The 13,317-nt window shown below is 68.4% G+C and carries 13 protein-coding genes; 9 read left to right on the top strand and 4 right to left on the bottom strand.

Going from position 1 to position 13,317, the window contains the following annotated elements; translation table 11 throughout:
* Nucleotide 1 precedes the first annotated feature (1 nt).
* From otnI to EZ242_RS01380, 8 genes are all read left to right on the top strand, one after another.
* Nucleotides 2–799, top strand: coding sequence for a 2-oxo-tetronate isomerase (gene otnI / locus EZ242_RS01345; RefSeq protein ID WP_135283308.1), 798 nt, complete (start codon nucleotides 2–4; stop codon nucleotides 797–799).
* Nucleotides 796–1,794 carry a D-erythronate dehydrogenase gene (gene denD, locus EZ242_RS01350; protein ID WP_135283309.1) on the top strand — a complete coding sequence of 333 codons (999 nt, stop codon included), beginning with the start codon at nucleotides 796–798 and terminating at the stop codon, nucleotides 1,792–1,794. The genes otnI and denD overlap by 4 nt, the downstream gene beginning before the upstream one ends.
* 69 nt (nucleotides 1,795–1,863) lie before the next feature.
* Nucleotides 1,864–2,859: a TRAP transporter substrate-binding protein gene (locus EZ242_RS01355; protein ID WP_135283310.1), complete on the top strand. Its 996-nt coding sequence runs from the start codon at nucleotides 1,864–1,866 to the stop codon at nucleotides 2,857–2,859.
* A 90-nt stretch (nucleotides 2,860–2,949) separates the two neighbouring features.
* Entirely contained in the window at nucleotides 2,950–3,444 is a 495-nt protein-coding gene (locus tag EZ242_RS01360) for a TRAP transporter small permease (RefSeq protein ID WP_135283311.1), read from the top strand.
* The gene (locus EZ242_RS01365; protein ID WP_135283312.1) at nucleotides 3,441–4,718 is read left to right on the top strand and encodes a TRAP transporter large permease; all 1,278 of its coding nucleotides are present in this window, start codon (nucleotides 3,441–3,443) and stop codon (nucleotides 4,716–4,718) included. The genes EZ242_RS01360 and EZ242_RS01365 overlap by 4 nt, the downstream gene beginning before the upstream one ends.
* A gap of 154 nt (nucleotides 4,719–4,872) precedes the next feature.
* On the top strand, nucleotides 4,873–5,328 hold the full coding sequence (locus tag EZ242_RS01370; RefSeq protein ID WP_135283313.1) for a (2Fe-2S)-binding protein: 456 nt from the start codon (nucleotides 4,873–4,875) through the stop codon (nucleotides 5,326–5,328).
* 1 nt (nucleotide 5,329) lies between these two features.
* On the top strand, nucleotides 5,330–7,558 hold the full coding sequence (locus EZ242_RS01375; RefSeq protein ID WP_135283314.1) for a xanthine dehydrogenase family protein molybdopterin-binding subunit: 2,229 nt from the start codon (nucleotides 5,330–5,332) through the stop codon (nucleotides 7,556–7,558).
* A 204-nt stretch (nucleotides 7,559–7,762) separates the two neighbouring features.
* Nucleotides 7,763–8,158: a tautomerase family protein gene (locus EZ242_RS01380; RefSeq protein ID WP_135283953.1), complete on the top strand. Its 396-nt coding sequence runs from the start codon at nucleotides 7,763–7,765 to the stop codon at nucleotides 8,156–8,158.
* Nucleotides 8,159–9,169: 1,011 nt separating this feature from the next.
* Here the strand turns inward: EZ242_RS01380 and EZ242_RS01385 are convergent.
* The 4 genes from EZ242_RS01385 to EZ242_RS01400 all read right to left on the bottom strand — a co-directional run bounded on the left by EZ242_RS01385 (nucleotide 9,170) and on the right by EZ242_RS01400 (nucleotide 11,858).
* On the bottom strand, nucleotides 9,170–9,571 hold the full coding sequence (locus EZ242_RS01385; protein WP_135283315.1) for an OsmC family protein: 402 nt from the start codon (nucleotides 9,569–9,571) through the stop codon (nucleotides 9,170–9,172).
* 110 nt (nucleotides 9,572–9,681) lie between these two features.
* Nucleotides 9,682–10,095 (bottom strand): hypothetical protein, encoded by a 414-nt coding sequence (locus EZ242_RS01390; RefSeq protein ID WP_135283316.1) that lies wholly within the window; start codon nucleotides 10,093–10,095, stop codon nucleotides 9,682–9,684.
* Nucleotides 10,096–10,356: 261 nt separating this feature from the next.
* Nucleotides 10,357–11,634: a DEAD/DEAH box helicase gene (locus EZ242_RS01395; protein ID WP_135283317.1), complete on the bottom strand. Its 1,278-nt coding sequence runs from the start codon at nucleotides 11,632–11,634 to the stop codon at nucleotides 10,357–10,359.
* A complete protein-coding gene (locus EZ242_RS01400; protein WP_240786941.1) occupies nucleotides 11,631–11,858 on the bottom strand; it encodes a hypothetical protein in 228 nt (75 codons plus the stop codon). Before EZ242_RS01400 ends, EZ242_RS01395 begins: the two co-directional genes overlap by 4 nt.
* 62 nt (nucleotides 11,859–11,920) lie before the next feature.
* Between EZ242_RS01400 and dbpA the strand changes: the two genes are divergently transcribed.
* Nucleotides 11,921–13,315 (top strand): ATP-dependent RNA helicase DbpA, encoded by a 1,395-nt coding sequence (gene dbpA / locus EZ242_RS01405; protein ID WP_135283319.1) that lies wholly within the window; start codon nucleotides 11,921–11,923, stop codon nucleotides 13,313–13,315.
* Nucleotides 13,316–13,317: the final 2 nt, after the last annotated feature.

Genomic DNA, 13,317 nt, shown 5'->3' on the forward strand with positions numbered 1-13,317 from the left:
CATGCCTCGCTTCGCCGCCAACCTCTCCATGCTCTATCCCGAGCTGCCCTTCCTGGAGCGCTTCGCCGCCGCCGCGACCGATGGCTTCGAAGGGGTGGAGTACCTGTTCCCCTACGAGCACTCGCCCGAGGCCGTCGCCGGGCCACTGCGTGCGCACGGCCTGGCGCAGGTGCTGTTCAACCTGCCGCCGGGCGACTGGTCCGCGGGCGAGCGGGGCTTGGCCTGCCATCCCGGGCGCGAGGCCGAGTTCGCCGCGAGCGTGCAGCAGGCCTTGCCCTACGCACTGGCCACCGGCTGCCGGCAACTGCACGCCATGGCCGGCCTGCTGCCCGCCGGGGTCGATCCCGCCCGGGCCCGCGCCAGCTACGTGGACAACCTTCGCGCGGCCGCCCGCGTTCTGGCGCCCCACGGCATCGCGCTGCTGATCGAGCCGATCAACACGCGCGACATGCCGGGCTACTTCCTCAACTTCCAGCAGCAGGCGCACGAGGTCGTCGCCGACGTGGGCGAGCCGAACCTGTTCGTGCAGATGGACCTGTACCACTGCCAGGTCATGGAAGGCGATCTGTCGCGGCGGCTGGCCCGGCACATCGAGGGCGTCGGCCACATCCAGGTGGCCGGCGTGCCCGACCGGCATGAGCCGGACCACGGCGAAGTGAACTTCGCATTCCTTTTCGAGCAGCTCGACGCGCTGGGCTATCCCGGCTGGGTCGGCTGCGAATACCGGCCCGCCGGCGGCACCTCCGAAGGCCTGGGCTGGCTGCGGCCCTGGCAGTCGCCTCACATCACATCCACATGAAGATCGTCATCACCGGCGGTGCCGGCTTCCTGGGCGCGCGGCTCGCACGCGCACTGCTCGAATTGCCCACGCTGCGGCTCGGCGGCGCCGACCCGCAGCCCCTGGAGCAGCTTGTCCTGGTGGACCGGACCGCGCCGCCAGCCGACCTCGCCGGCTCGCCCCGGGTGCAGGTCGTGACGGGCGACCTGGTCGAGTTGCTGGAGGCCCGCCCCGCGCAGGTGGTGCCCGATGACGCCGACGCCGTCGTCCACCTCGCCTCGGCCGTGAGCGGCGAGTGCGAAGCCGATTTCGACCTGGGCATGCGCAGCAACCTGCGGGCCGGCCAGCTGCTGCTCGAGCGCTGCCGCGCCTTGGGACGGGCTCCGTTGTTCGTGTTCTCCAGCTCGCTGGCCGTGTTCGGCAGCGCGCCCGGCCTGCCGCTGCCCGAGGCCGTCGCCGACGACACCCTGCCCACGCCGCAAAGCAGCTACGGCGTGCAGAAGTTCGTGCTGGAGCAGCTGGTCGCCGACTATGGCCGCAAGGGCTGGCTGCGGGCGCGCAACCTGCGGCTCATGACCGTGAGCGTGCGTCCCGGCCGCCCCAACGGCGCGGCCTCCAGCTTTCTCAGCGGCATGATCCGCGAGCCCCTGGCCGGCCAGCGCAGCATCTGCCCCGTGCCGCCCGAGACGCCCGTGGCACTGTCCTCACCGAGCCGCACGGTGGAAGGCCTGCTGCGCGCGCTGCAGACCGACGACGCCGAGTGGGGCCCGCGCACCGCACTGAACCTGCCGGCCCTCACCACCACCCCGGCGCAGATGGCCGCCGCTCTGGAGCGCGTGGCCGGCGCGCGGGCCGTGGACCTGATCGACTGGACGATCGACCCCGCCATCGCCCGCGTGGTCACGAGCTGGCCCGCGCGCATGGACAGCCGGCGCGCCGCCGCCCTGGGCCTGCACGCCGACGCGAGCTATGAGGACGTGGTGCGCGAGTACCTGCGCGAGCAACCGAGCGCCTGAACGCCTGAACGCCTGTTTTTGCCAACCCCGGCGACCCATGTCGCCGACAACACGAAGGAGACTGAAACCATGACGAACATTTCCCGCCGCCTGAGCACCGTGGGCATTGCCTGCGGCCTGGCCCTGGGCCTGGCCGGCTTCGCTGGCATGGCGCAGGCGCAGACCAACATGCGCATCAACATTTCGGTGGCCAAGGACTCGCACCAGGGCGTGGCGATCGACACCTTCGCCCAGGAAGTCGAAAAGCGCACTAACGGCCGCTACAAGATCCAGCCGTTTTATTCCGGCTCCCTCGGCGGCGAGCGCGAGTCCATCGAGGCGGTGCAACTGGGGACCCACGAGCTGACCTTCACCTCGACGGGCCCGGTGCCCAACTTCGTGCCCGAAGCGCGCATCCTGGACATCCCCTTCCTGTTCCGCGACAAGGCCCATGCGCGCGCGGTGCTGGACGGCCCGATCGGCCAGGAGATGCTGACCAAGTTCGATGCCAAGGGCTTCAAGGCCCTGGCCTGGGCCGAGAACGGCGTGCGGCACATGACCAACAGCAAGCGCGCAGTGCAAAGCCCCGATGACCTCAAGGGCCTGAAGATGCGCACCATGGAGAACCCGGTGCACGTGGCTGCGTACAAGGGCCTGGGCATCGTGACCACGCCCATGGCGTTCCCGGAGGTCTTCACGGCCTTGCAGCAGGGCACCGTGGACGGCCAGGAGAACCCGCTGTCCGTGATCATGGCGGCCAAGTTCGAGCAGGTGCAAAAGCACCTCTCGCTCACCGGCCACGTGTATTCGCCGGCCATCTTCCTCATGAACAAGGCCGCCTTCGACAAGCTCAGCGCCGCGGACAAGACGCACTTCCTGGAAGCCGCCAAGGTCGCCACCAAGGCCAACCGAGAGCGCGTGGACGCCGACGACGCCAAGGGGGTGAAGGAGCTGTCCAGCAAGGGCATGCAGGTCGTCGAGAACGTCGACAAGACCAAGTTCATCGAGCAGCTCAAGCCGGTGAACGCCGAATTCGAGAAGCAGTTCGGCAAGGCCAACATCGACCGCATCCGCAACTTCAAGTAAACCGCGCCGCGCAACGCAGCGCGCGCCCCACTGGGCAAGCATGGACGCGGCGACCCCCGTCGCCGCGTCCATTGCCATGAGGAGCACACAGTGAAGAAGACCTTCCTGCACCTGGAGAAGGCGACCACCGCACTGGCCATGCTGGGGGCCTGCGCCATGATGGCCGTGGCCGCCAGCCTCGGCATGTACCAGATCATCACCCGGTTCGTGCTGGAGTCGCCCGCCGAGTGGAGCGAAGTCCTGATCCGCTTCAGCCTGATCTGGATGGTGTTCCTGGGCATTCCCGCGGCCTTCCGGCAGGGCGCCATGGTCAGCGTGGACGTGCTCTATCGCTGGAGTTCGGCGCGGATCAAGCGGGTTCTCGACTGGGTGGTGAGCCTGGCCTCGCTGCTGCTGATCGCCGTGATCGTCTGGTGGGGCTGGGACTACGCGCAGCGCGGCGCCGTGCAGTCGATGATCGGCCTGGAGGGCGTGTCGATGTTCTGGGCCTACCTGGCGATGCCGGTGGGCGGGGTGTTCACCGCGCTGGGCATCGTGGGCAACCTGCTGGACCCGCAGCGCCACGAACTGGAGACCCAGCAATGAGCCTCATCATGCTGTCGACCATGGCGCTGCTGTTCGCGCTCACGGTCTCGGTAGCCGTGTCCATCGGCCTGGCGGCCGTCCTGGGCGTGCAGGTCGCCAACATCAACATGCTGATCTCCGTGAAGGAGATCTACAGCTCGATCAACAAGTTTCCGCTGGCGGCGATTCCGTTCTTCATCCTCGCCGGCAACATCATGGAGACCGGCGGCATCTCGCGCCGCCTGGTGGACTTCGCCAAGAGCCTGGTGGGCGGCGTGCAGGGCGGCCTGCCCATGACGGTGGTGCTCACCTGCATGATCTTCGCGGCCGTGTCGGGCTCGTCGGTGGCCACCACGTTCGCCATCGGCGCCATCCTCATCCCGGCCCTGGTCAAGCTCGGCTACCCGCGCAGCTATGCCGCGGCGCTGCAGGCCACCAGCGCCGAACTGGGCGTGGTGATTCCGCCTTCCATCCCCATGATCCTGTACGGCGTCAGTGCCGAGGTCTCCATCGGCGAACTGTTCATCGCCGGGTTCGGCCCGGGCCTGCTGATCGGCGGGTCGCTGATGCTGTTCGTATGGGCATGGTGCAAGTTCAAGGGCTGGGGCAAGCACGACGGGGAAGGGCGCCTGGGCGTTGGCCAAGCCACGCTGAAGGCGGGCTGGGCGCTGATGATGCCGGTGATCATCCTGGGCGGCATCTACGGAGGCATCTTCACGCCCACCGAAGCGGCGGCCGTGGCGGTCTTCTATGCGCTGATCGTGGGCACCTTGATCTACCGCGAGATCCGCATCGCCGACCTGTATCGCATCCTGCGCAAGTCGGTCATTTCCAGCGCGGTCATCATGTTCATCATCGCCACCGCGGGACTGTTCGCCTTCCTGCTCACGCGCGCCGGCGTGCCGACGGCCATCGGCGAGTGGCTGCAAGCGGTGCTCAAGTCGCCGGTGTACTTCCTGCTCGGGGTGAATGCGGCGCTGTTCGTGATCGGCATGTTCATCGAGACCAGCGCCGCCATCCTGGTGCTGGCACCGATCCTCGCGCCGGTGGCCGTGCACTTCGGCATCGACCCGGTCCACTTCGGCCTCATCATGGTGGTGAACCTGGCGATGGGCATGATCACGCCGCCCTTCGGCGTGAACCTGTTCGCCGCCTGCACCGTGGCGCGCCTGTCGCTCGACCAGATCATCCGCGACCTGCTGCCCTTCGTGCTGGTGATCCTGGCCTGCCTGATGGTGATCACTTTCGTGCCGCAGCTGTCGCTTTTCCTGCGCGACCTGCTCTACGCACGATGACCCCAGCGGGCTTCCTTCGGCTTGCGGACACGGCCGTGCTGACTGGCGGGGGCCCACGGCCCGCGCGCACCCCGTGTAAACCCTCATGGCCACCGCCGTCCTCGGCTGCGGCTTTCAAATCTAAGATGCGCCGGCATAACAAAAGGAGACACGCATGGCCACCGAATTGAAGGTGAATGGAAAGTCCACCCGGGTCGACGTCGATCCCGCCACCCCGCTGCTGTGGGTCCTGCGGGAGCACCTGCAGCTGACCGGGACGAAGTTCGGCTGCGGCATCGCCCAGTGCGGCGCGTGCACGGTGCATGTGGACGGCGAGGCCACGCGCTCGTGCACCACGCCCGTCGCCGCGGTGGCCGGCAAGTCCGTGACGACCATCGAGGGCCTGTCCCCCACCGGGGAGCACAAGCTGCAGAAGGCCTGGATCGCCGAGCAGGTGCCGCAGTGCGGTTACTGCCAGTCCGGCCAGATCATGCAGGCCGCCACCCTCCTGGCCCGCAACGCCAACCCGAGCCGCGAGCAGATCGTGCGCCACATGGACGGCAACATCTGCCGCTGCGGCACCTACCAGCGCATCGTCAAGGCGATCGAGCGCGCCGCCAAGGAGGCCTGAGATGAACGACACGAACCTTCACGAGGCGCCCCTCGCGACCACGCGCCGCGGCTTTCTGGTCGGCGCGGGCAGCCTGACCTTCTCCGCCGTGCTCGGCCTGGGCACGGGCGGCATCACCGAGTCGCACGCCGCCACCGGAAAGCTGCAACCCAATGCCTGGTTGACGATCCATGCGGATGGCACGGTGACCATCATGGCGCCCGTGGCCGAGATGGGGCAGGGCACCCTGACCGCGCTGCCGATGCTCGTGGCCGAGGAACTCGACGCCGACTGGAGCAAGGTCAAGGCGGAGTTCGCGCCGCCCAACCCGGCCCTCTACGGCAACCCGCACCCCATCCTCCGGGGCGGCCAGGCAACGGTCGCCAGCGTCGCCGTGCCGGGGTACTTCACGCCGCTTCGCATCGCCGGCGCGCAGGCGCGTGCCGTGCTCATGCAGGCGGCCGCCGACAAGTGGGGCGTGCCCGTTGGCGAGCTGAGCACGGACACCGGCAAGGTGCTGCATGCCAAGAGCGGCCGCAGCCTGGGCTATGGCGAGATCGCCAGCTTCGCCAGCGTGCCGGCGGAGCTGCCGAAGATCACGCCGGCGGACCTGAAGCAGCCCGGCCAGTACAAGCTCGTGGGCAAGACGACCATCGGCCGCGCCGACGTGCCGAGCAAGGTCACGGGGCAGGCGAAGTTCGGCATCGACGTGATCGTGCCCGACATGCTCTATGCCACGGTGCTGGAGTCGCCCATGGAGGGCGCCAAGGCCGTCAACGTGGACGCGGACGCTGCCAAGGCGGTGCCGGGAATCACGCACGTGATCACGCTGCCTTTCGGCGTGGCCGTGGTCGGCAACACGGTGGAGGCCACGCGCAGGGCGCGGCAACTGCTGCACGAGAAGGTGCGCTGGGACACGAGCGCCGCCGCGGCGGCCAAGTTCGATTCGGTGCGCGCGAGAGCGGAGTACGAGCGCCACGGCAAGGACGCCGCCGCCAAGCCGCTGGACGCCTACAAGCGCGGCGATGCCGACAAGGCGCTCGGCGAGGGCGGCAAGGTGATCGAGGCGACCTACTGGTCCGAGCACGTGTGCCACGCCCAGATGGAGCCGATGAACTGCACCGTGCGCGTGGCCCAGGACGGCCAGTCCTGCGAGATCTGGGCCGGCAGCCAGGCGCCGGCGGGCGTGGTGGCGGTGGCCTCCGGCATCCTGAAGACCACTCCCGACAAGGTCCGCTTCCACCAGCAGCTGATGGGAGGCGGCTTCGGGCGGCGCATCGCCTCCGACATCGTGGCGCAGGCCGTGGTGGTCGCCAACGCGGTGAAGCCGCGCGCGGTCAAGCTGATCCTCACGCGCGAAGACGACATGGTGGCGGCGCGGCCGCGGCCCATGACCCACCACGTCCTGCGGGCCCGGCTGGACGAGCAGGGCCGCATCGCGGGTTGGAAGCACCGCATCGTGGCCGAGAACGTGGACGCGGTCGCGGCGCCGCCCCGCTTCCAGGCGACCGGTGGCAAGGACTACATCGGCTGGCAAGGCTCGGACCTGCCCCATTACGCGATCCCGAACTACGTCTCCGAAGGCGTGCGCGAACTGCGCGGCATGCGCGTCCAGCCCTTCCGCGGCATCGGATCGGGCCACAACAAGTTCGCGGTCGAGAGCTTCCTGGACGAGATCGCCGCCGAGCGCGGCATCGACCCGCTGGAGTTCCGCCTCTCGTTGACCCGCGAGGACCCGCGCGCCTCGGCGGTGTTGCGCGAGGTGGCGCGCATGTCCGACTGGGGCCGCCAGCGCCCCGGGCGCGGCATGGGCATCGCCTTTGCGGACTACCACGGCAGCCTGTCCGCCGGTGTGGCCGAGATCTCGCTGGACCGCGCCACCGGCAAGATCAAGGTCCACAACTACTGGGTGGCCGCCGACACGGGGCTGGCCATCCAGCCGCAGAACGTGCTCGCGCAGATCGAGGGCGCCGTCGTCTGGGGCCTCTCGGTGGCGCTCTTCGAGCAGCTGGACGTGAAGGACGGCGCCATCGTGCAGACCAACTTCCACGACTACCCCGTGCTGCGCATGAGCGACATGCCGGAGATCCACACCAGCCTGATCCCCTCGCAAGTGCCGCCCACCGGCGTGGGCGAACTCGGCGTGGCCGCTGTGGCCCCGGCGATCGGCAACGCGCTCTTCAGGCTCACGGGCCAACGCGCAAGGCAGTTGCCGATGTCGGCGGCGGTGGTGAAAGGCCTGGTGGTCTGAGGCCGCAACGGCGCCAGGGCTGGGGGCTGGCAATGCAGCCGCCAAGCGTGATCTAGCCCTTGAGTCATCGGCCGTGACCTGAACTGCGTCTACTGCAGGCGTGAGTTTGACGAGGACGTCTCCGGTCCGGGAGCAGGACTCCCGACCGGGGAACACCTGTCAATGACCTATCGCGAGTGAATGCCGCGCTACTGCGCTCTGCTGATGCCTTACCTTCAACTGGATGTCCCACGCAACTACTCTGTTGCGGACAAGAAGCGACTCGCCGAGGCGATGGGCGAGACTTACGCGCGCATGATGTCCGTGGACATCCGGCGAATCAGCGTAGCTATCCGCGAGCTGGGTGAGGGAGGGGTCTGGAGAATTCCTGAGATCGGAGGCGAGGCCGTCCCGGTGTCCCTGATGATGCTGGACATCCGGAGGGGGCGGCCGGCGCAGCTGCGGATGGAAGTCGCCAAGGCGCTCTGCGCGCACTGCAAGGACATCCTCGGCATTCCGGAAGACCGGCTCAACGTCGAGTTCACTCAGCATGACGGGGACGAGATGTACCACCCGACACTTGGCGGCTACAGCCCCGATTGGAAGCCTGGCGAGGCCTGAGCGGTCACGAACGATCTGCCGCACGGCTTTACTTCCATCGGGATGACTGCTCTCGGCCAGGAGCGGACTTCGGATTGCACGGTCGCAGCCTGAGCCGCTAACCCCATCGGTGTTTGCAGCCTTGGCTCGATGCCCTCTTCGTTCGGGCTACGTTGCCAGCGCTACCAGTCTCTTGCGTTCCATATCGAGGAGCCCCTCGCGTCCTAGGGCCTGCTTCGCCTTGGTGTCGCCCTCAGCAATGAGCTCCAGGGCGCAGGCGCTGGCCAGCTTCCTGCCAACGGGAGTAGCGCGATGGTCAACTCCCATGGGGTGCTCAGCTTCGATCAGCTCGCGGGACGCGCCATCCAGTCGGCTGTGCATCCTATCCGAGAGACGTTCCGTCATGCTCCGAGAAACTACCGTCCCACGACCACAAGGTAGGCAAGCACGCGGGATCCTTGTCGGCATTGAGCGGAGCCGACAGGCTGCTGGCACTTGTGACACAAGTGTCGGGGCAGGTACGCCGCAGCGGCAGCTATCTGAACTCCTGACACGCCTTCACGGCGTGCGCCGTCGTTTTTAGCTTGCTGTTCATACAGGCGGACCGGGCTGCCGCCAAGCATGCCGCCGCAGCCATGTCTTGCTCCTGCCTGGTCTGCCTGCGCAGCGCGGGGACGACCGCGGCCTGGAACGTCTTGCCGCAATCGCCGCTAATGGTCGGATCGTCGTTGTGCCGCGCAAGCTCTGTCACGACGTCCCATGCTCGGTACGCAACGTCAAATGGTGGCGCCGCTGGTCCGGACCGGGCACTGGTGATGAGGGCTAGCATCATCGTGGCGCAAGCGATGCATCTGTAAAGCGGAGCTTTCATGGGGTGCCTTCGCGACTGCGGGGAAGTGAAAGTCTACGTCGGGGGCACCTTGGTACGACCGGGGCAGAAAACGCGGCTTCCGGCCAGGAGCGGACATCCGCTTGCGCGTATCCCGCATCTGCCGCGTGCGCTTACGACGGCATCAGAGGTGTGATAAACGCTCAGTCGAGGACAAGCCGGACCGGGAGCCCCGCGCGCAGGGTGTTGTGCACTTCTGCGACGGCATCCGTCTCGCGCACCAAGCGGTGCAAGAGCGCGGGCGGGGATGAACTGCCGATCCGGGCGGTGTAGCTTATGTTTTCTGCCGCGAGTCCAACGCCTGGAAATTCAGCCGTCGCTTCGACAACGGCGCTGTCGATGTGGACGCCCAGGCGCTGCGCCTCACGATAGAGGTCATTGCAATAGCAGGTCGCTAGGGCGAGCATCAGGAACTCGCCGCCGTTCACGGCGGAACCCGGACCACCGGCCTTGCGGGGCACCGACAGGCTTTGCGCTGTGTCGCCGGTGCGGACGGTGACCTCGTGGGCGTCGGTGGAGCTGGTGATGGTTGCGACGATGCGCATGCTTCCTCCCTCGGGCATGGGATATAGGGAAGTGTAGGCGGCGCGGGCGGACCCGACGGTGCCCGCTTCCGGCCAGGAGCGGCCGTTCTGTCTCGACGCTTCAGCACGCGTCAATCGCGCGAGCGGATTCCCAACCAGCGCGCCAGCCGGTCCCGCCAGATGTCGCGACCGGCCCGACGGTAATCGCGCAGCCACCCGCGGGTTGGCGGCATGCGGCGCACGACCCATTGCGCCAGGACGATGAAGGTCACCATCCAGAATAGGCTGATCCACAACGCGGCCCACCAGCCGTGGCCGGCTTGTTCGAGTCCTTCGCGCAGCGCAGATCGCAGCACGATCACGCCGAAGAACGGCACGGCCACGATACACAGGTAGCCGAGCAGGAACCTGGTGAGGCCAAGCCGACGGCGGCGTTCGCTGGAAACCAGGGACGAGGTGGCCGCCGAAATCAGCAGCACCAGGGCGAACCAAGGCAGCTGTTCGCTTGCACGCTCGACGAAGGCATTTGCGAGGATCTCGGGCACGGGCGCTAGGACCCACCAAGCGCGGGTGCCTGGCGATTCAGGCAGGGTAGCCGACATGGAGCGACAGTGGGTCCCCGGTGGCAACTTGGCCGCGCGGTGATGGGAGTGACCACCAGCGACCTGAGCAGCACGCGGGGGGGGCAGCCGGTCAGGCTTCTTCAGCCAACCGCTTCGCGCGCCTGCTTCCGGCCAGCAGCGCCCCTTCTCTGCGCCAGCTCGGCGGCGAGGAAGTCAGAGGCGCCTGCCTGCGTGCCGCCGCTTCTACGATCCCTTCGCTCCGCGCTGCCCCGCCGCAGCCGCAGCCGCCCGCAGTTTGTCTTTCTTGCTCGGCCGCTTTCCCTTGATGCCGCCGCTGCCGGGAATGGCCTCGGGCGTGGTCGGCGCCACGTCGGCCGGCTCGAAGCCCGCGAGCTGTTCACGCGGCAACACGAGCTTCGTCCGCTTTTCGATCAGCCTGAAATGCGCCTGCGTGCCGGCACTCGTGAAGCTCACGGCGAGTCCGCCGGCACCGGCGCGGCCTGTGCGGCCGATGCGGTGCACGTAGTCGTCCGCGGAGCGCGGCAGGTCGTAGTTGACCACCACCTGCAGGCCGGGGATGTCGATGCCGCGCGCCGCCAGGTCGGTGGTCACCAGCACATCCAAGCGGCTGTCCTTGAACTGCGCCAGCACTTCGGTGCGGCGCGACTGGCTCATGTCGCCGTGCAGCGGTGCAGCGCGCAGGCCGCGGCCTTCAAGCTTGCGCGCGACGTGTTCGGTGGCATACCGGGTGGCCACGAACACCAGCACCCGCCGCCAGCCCTCCTGCTCGACCAGATGACGCAGCAGCTCGGTCCGGCGCGGCGCATCGACTGTGATCACCCGGTGGACGATGGCGGGTTCCAGGCGAGGTTCGGTGGTGGCATCGACCCGCGCCGGGTCGCGCAGCAAGCCATCGGCCAGCGCCTGCACCTCCGGCGGGAAGGTTGCCGAGAACAGCAGGTTCTGCCTATGGGGCGGCAGTGCGGCCAGCACACGTTCGCGTTCGGCTGAAAAGCCCAGGTCCAGCAGGCGGTCGGCCTCGTCCAGGACCAGTGCCTCGACGGTATCGAGCCGTACCGCATTTTTCTCCAGCAGGTCCAGCAGCCGGCCCGGCGTGGCCACCACGACGTCGGCACCGCCCCGCAGCGCCATCATCTGCGGGTTGACCGAAACGCCGCCATGAAGCACCGCGACCTTGAGCGCACGAGGGCAGCTCGCTCCCAGCCGGCGAAAGGTCTCGCCGACCTGCGCCGCCAGTTCTCGCGTCGGCACCAGCACGAGGGCGCGCACGCGCCGGAACGCATGCGGCCGACGGTCGATGAACCGCTGCAGCAAGGGCAGCGCGAACGCGGCGGTCTTGCCGGAGCCGGTCGGCGCCAAGGCGAGCAGGTCCTGGCCGCGCAGCAGGAGCGGGATGACCTCGACCTGGATGGCGGTGGGCGTCGCATAGCCCGCTTCGGCGCACGCCTGCAGCAGCGGCGCGGACAGGCCCAGCGACGCGAAGTTCGTGACGCCGCTCATGGCGAGCGGTGCAGCCGGGGCGCGGAGAGCGCCTGCAGGCTTTCGGTGATGGCGGCATCCACGTCGCGCCACTTGCCGGTCAGCCGCGCGGCGTCGAGCGCTTTTTCCAAGGCACGCAGGTCGCGGACGCTGGGCGCCACCTTGATCTGGGCGATCGCGGCCGCCGGGTTGCCGGCGCGCAGCAGGGCCAGGATCTTGCCGGGCCAGGCAGGGGAGTGACTCACGGGAATTCTTTGAGCGGGGTAGGGGCGCATTGTCCGCCGCCGCGGTGTGGAATGATCGGGCGATGTCCTCGGCCCCCCCTACACGCTTCGATACGCTCGCCCTGCCACCCGCCACGGTGGCCAACCTGCGCCAGCTCGGCTACCTCGAGATGACGCCGATCCAGGCGGCCAGCCTGCCACCCGCCCTCCTGGGCAAGGACCTGATCGCACAGGCCAAGACGGGCAGCGGGAAAACCGCCGCGTTCGCGCTGGCCCTGCTGGCGAACCTCAACGCGCGTCGCTTCGCCGTGCAGGCCCTGGTGCTGTGTCCGACGCGGGAGCTGGCGGACCAGGTCACCACCGAGATCCGACGCCTCGCCCGCGCCGAGGACAACGTCAAGGTCATCACGCTCACCGGCGGCGTGCCGCTGCGCGGGCAAACCACCAGCCTGGGGCACGGTGCGCACATCGTGGTCGGCACGCCCGGTCGCGTCATGGATCACCTGGACCGGGGCAACCTGCAGCTCGACGCCCTCAACACGCTGGTGCTCGACGAAGCGGACCGCATGCTGGCGATGGGCTTCGTGGACGACATCGCCACCGTGGCGCGACAGTGCCCGCCGCAGCGGCAGACCCTGCTGTTCTCGGCGACCTATCCCGAGGGCATCGCCAAGCTCGCGGCGCAGTTCATGCGCGAGCCCGTGACGGTGAAGGTGGAGGCGCAGCATGGCGGCGAGCAGATCGAGCAGCGCTGGTACGAGGTGTCCGAGTCCCAGCGCCTGGCGCAGGTGGCGCGCCTTCTGGACCACTTTCGTCCGGCCAGCACGCTCGCGTTCTGCAACACCCGGGCGCGTTGCCGCGAACTGGTGGAACTGCTGCTGGCGCAGGGCTACAGTGCGCTCGCCCTGCATGGCGACCTGGAACAGCGGGACCGTGACCAGGTGCTCGTGCGCTTCGCGAACGGCAGCTGCTCGGTGCTGGTCGCCACCGACGTGGCCGCGCGCGGGCTGGATGTCGCCGGCCTTGCCGCCGTCATCAACGTGGACGTGCCGGTCGATCCCGAAGTGCACGTCCACCGCATCGGCCGCACCGGTCGTGCCGGACAGACCGGCTTGGCGCTCAGCCTGGCCAGCCTCGACGAGATGGGTGCGGTGGGGCGCATCGAGCAGCTGCAGGGGCGTGAATCCGTCTGGCACCCGCTGGCCGAGCTCTCCCCTGCAGCAAGCGGCCGCCTGCTGCCGGCCATGGCGACCATCCACTTGCAGGCCGGACGCAAGGAGAAGATCCGCCCCGGCGATGTGCTGGGCGCGCTGACCGCCGACCTGGGCTACGCCCGGGAGCAGGTGGGCAAGATCGACATCAACGAGTTCGCCACCTATGTCGCGGTGGAACGCGGCATCGCGCCCGAGGTCGTGGCGCGCTTGAACGAGGGACGCATCAAAGGGCGCAGCATTAAGGCGCGGTGCCTGAACGACTGAGA

Source organism: Ramlibacter rhizophilus, from assembly GCF_004681965.1.
Lineage (GTDB): Bacteria > Pseudomonadota > Gammaproteobacteria > Burkholderiales > Burkholderiaceae_C > Ramlibacter > Ramlibacter rhizophilus.

Excerpts from the sequence above, each read along its gene's own strand:
- EZ242_RS01380 (WP_135283953.1), top strand. The coding sequence starts at position 7,763 with ATGCCTTACCTTCAACTGGATGTCCCACGCAACTACTCTGTTGCGGAC.
- EZ242_RS01385 (WP_135283315.1), bottom strand. The coding sequence starts at position 9,571 with ATGCGCATCGTCGCAACCATCACCAGCTCCACCGACGCCCACGAGGTC.
- EZ242_RS01375 (WP_135283314.1), top strand. The coding sequence starts at position 5,330 with ATGAACGACACGAACCTTCACGAGGCGCCCCTCGCGACCACGCGCCGC.
- EZ242_RS01355 (WP_135283310.1), top strand. The coding sequence starts at position 1,864 with ATGACGAACATTTCCCGCCGCCTGAGCACCGTGGGCATTGCCTGCGGC.
- EZ242_RS01395 (WP_135283317.1), bottom strand. The coding sequence starts at position 11,634 with ATGAGCGGCGTCACGAACTTCGCGTCGCTGGGCCTGTCCGCGCCGCTG.
- otnI (WP_135283308.1), top strand. The coding sequence starts at position 2 with ATGCCTCGCTTCGCCGCCAACCTCTCCATGCTCTATCCCGAGCTGCCC.
- dbpA (WP_135283319.1), top strand. The coding sequence starts at position 11,921 with ATGTCCTCGGCCCCCCCTACACGCTTCGATACGCTCGCCCTGCCACCC.
- EZ242_RS01370 (WP_135283313.1), top strand. The coding sequence starts at position 4,873 with ATGGCCACCGAATTGAAGGTGAATGGAAAGTCCACCCGGGTCGACGTC.
- denD (WP_135283309.1), top strand. The coding sequence starts at position 796 with ATGAAGATCGTCATCACCGGCGGTGCCGGCTTCCTGGGCGCGCGGCTC.
- EZ242_RS01365 (WP_135283312.1), top strand. The coding sequence starts at position 3,441 with ATGAGCCTCATCATGCTGTCGACCATGGCGCTGCTGTTCGCGCTCACG.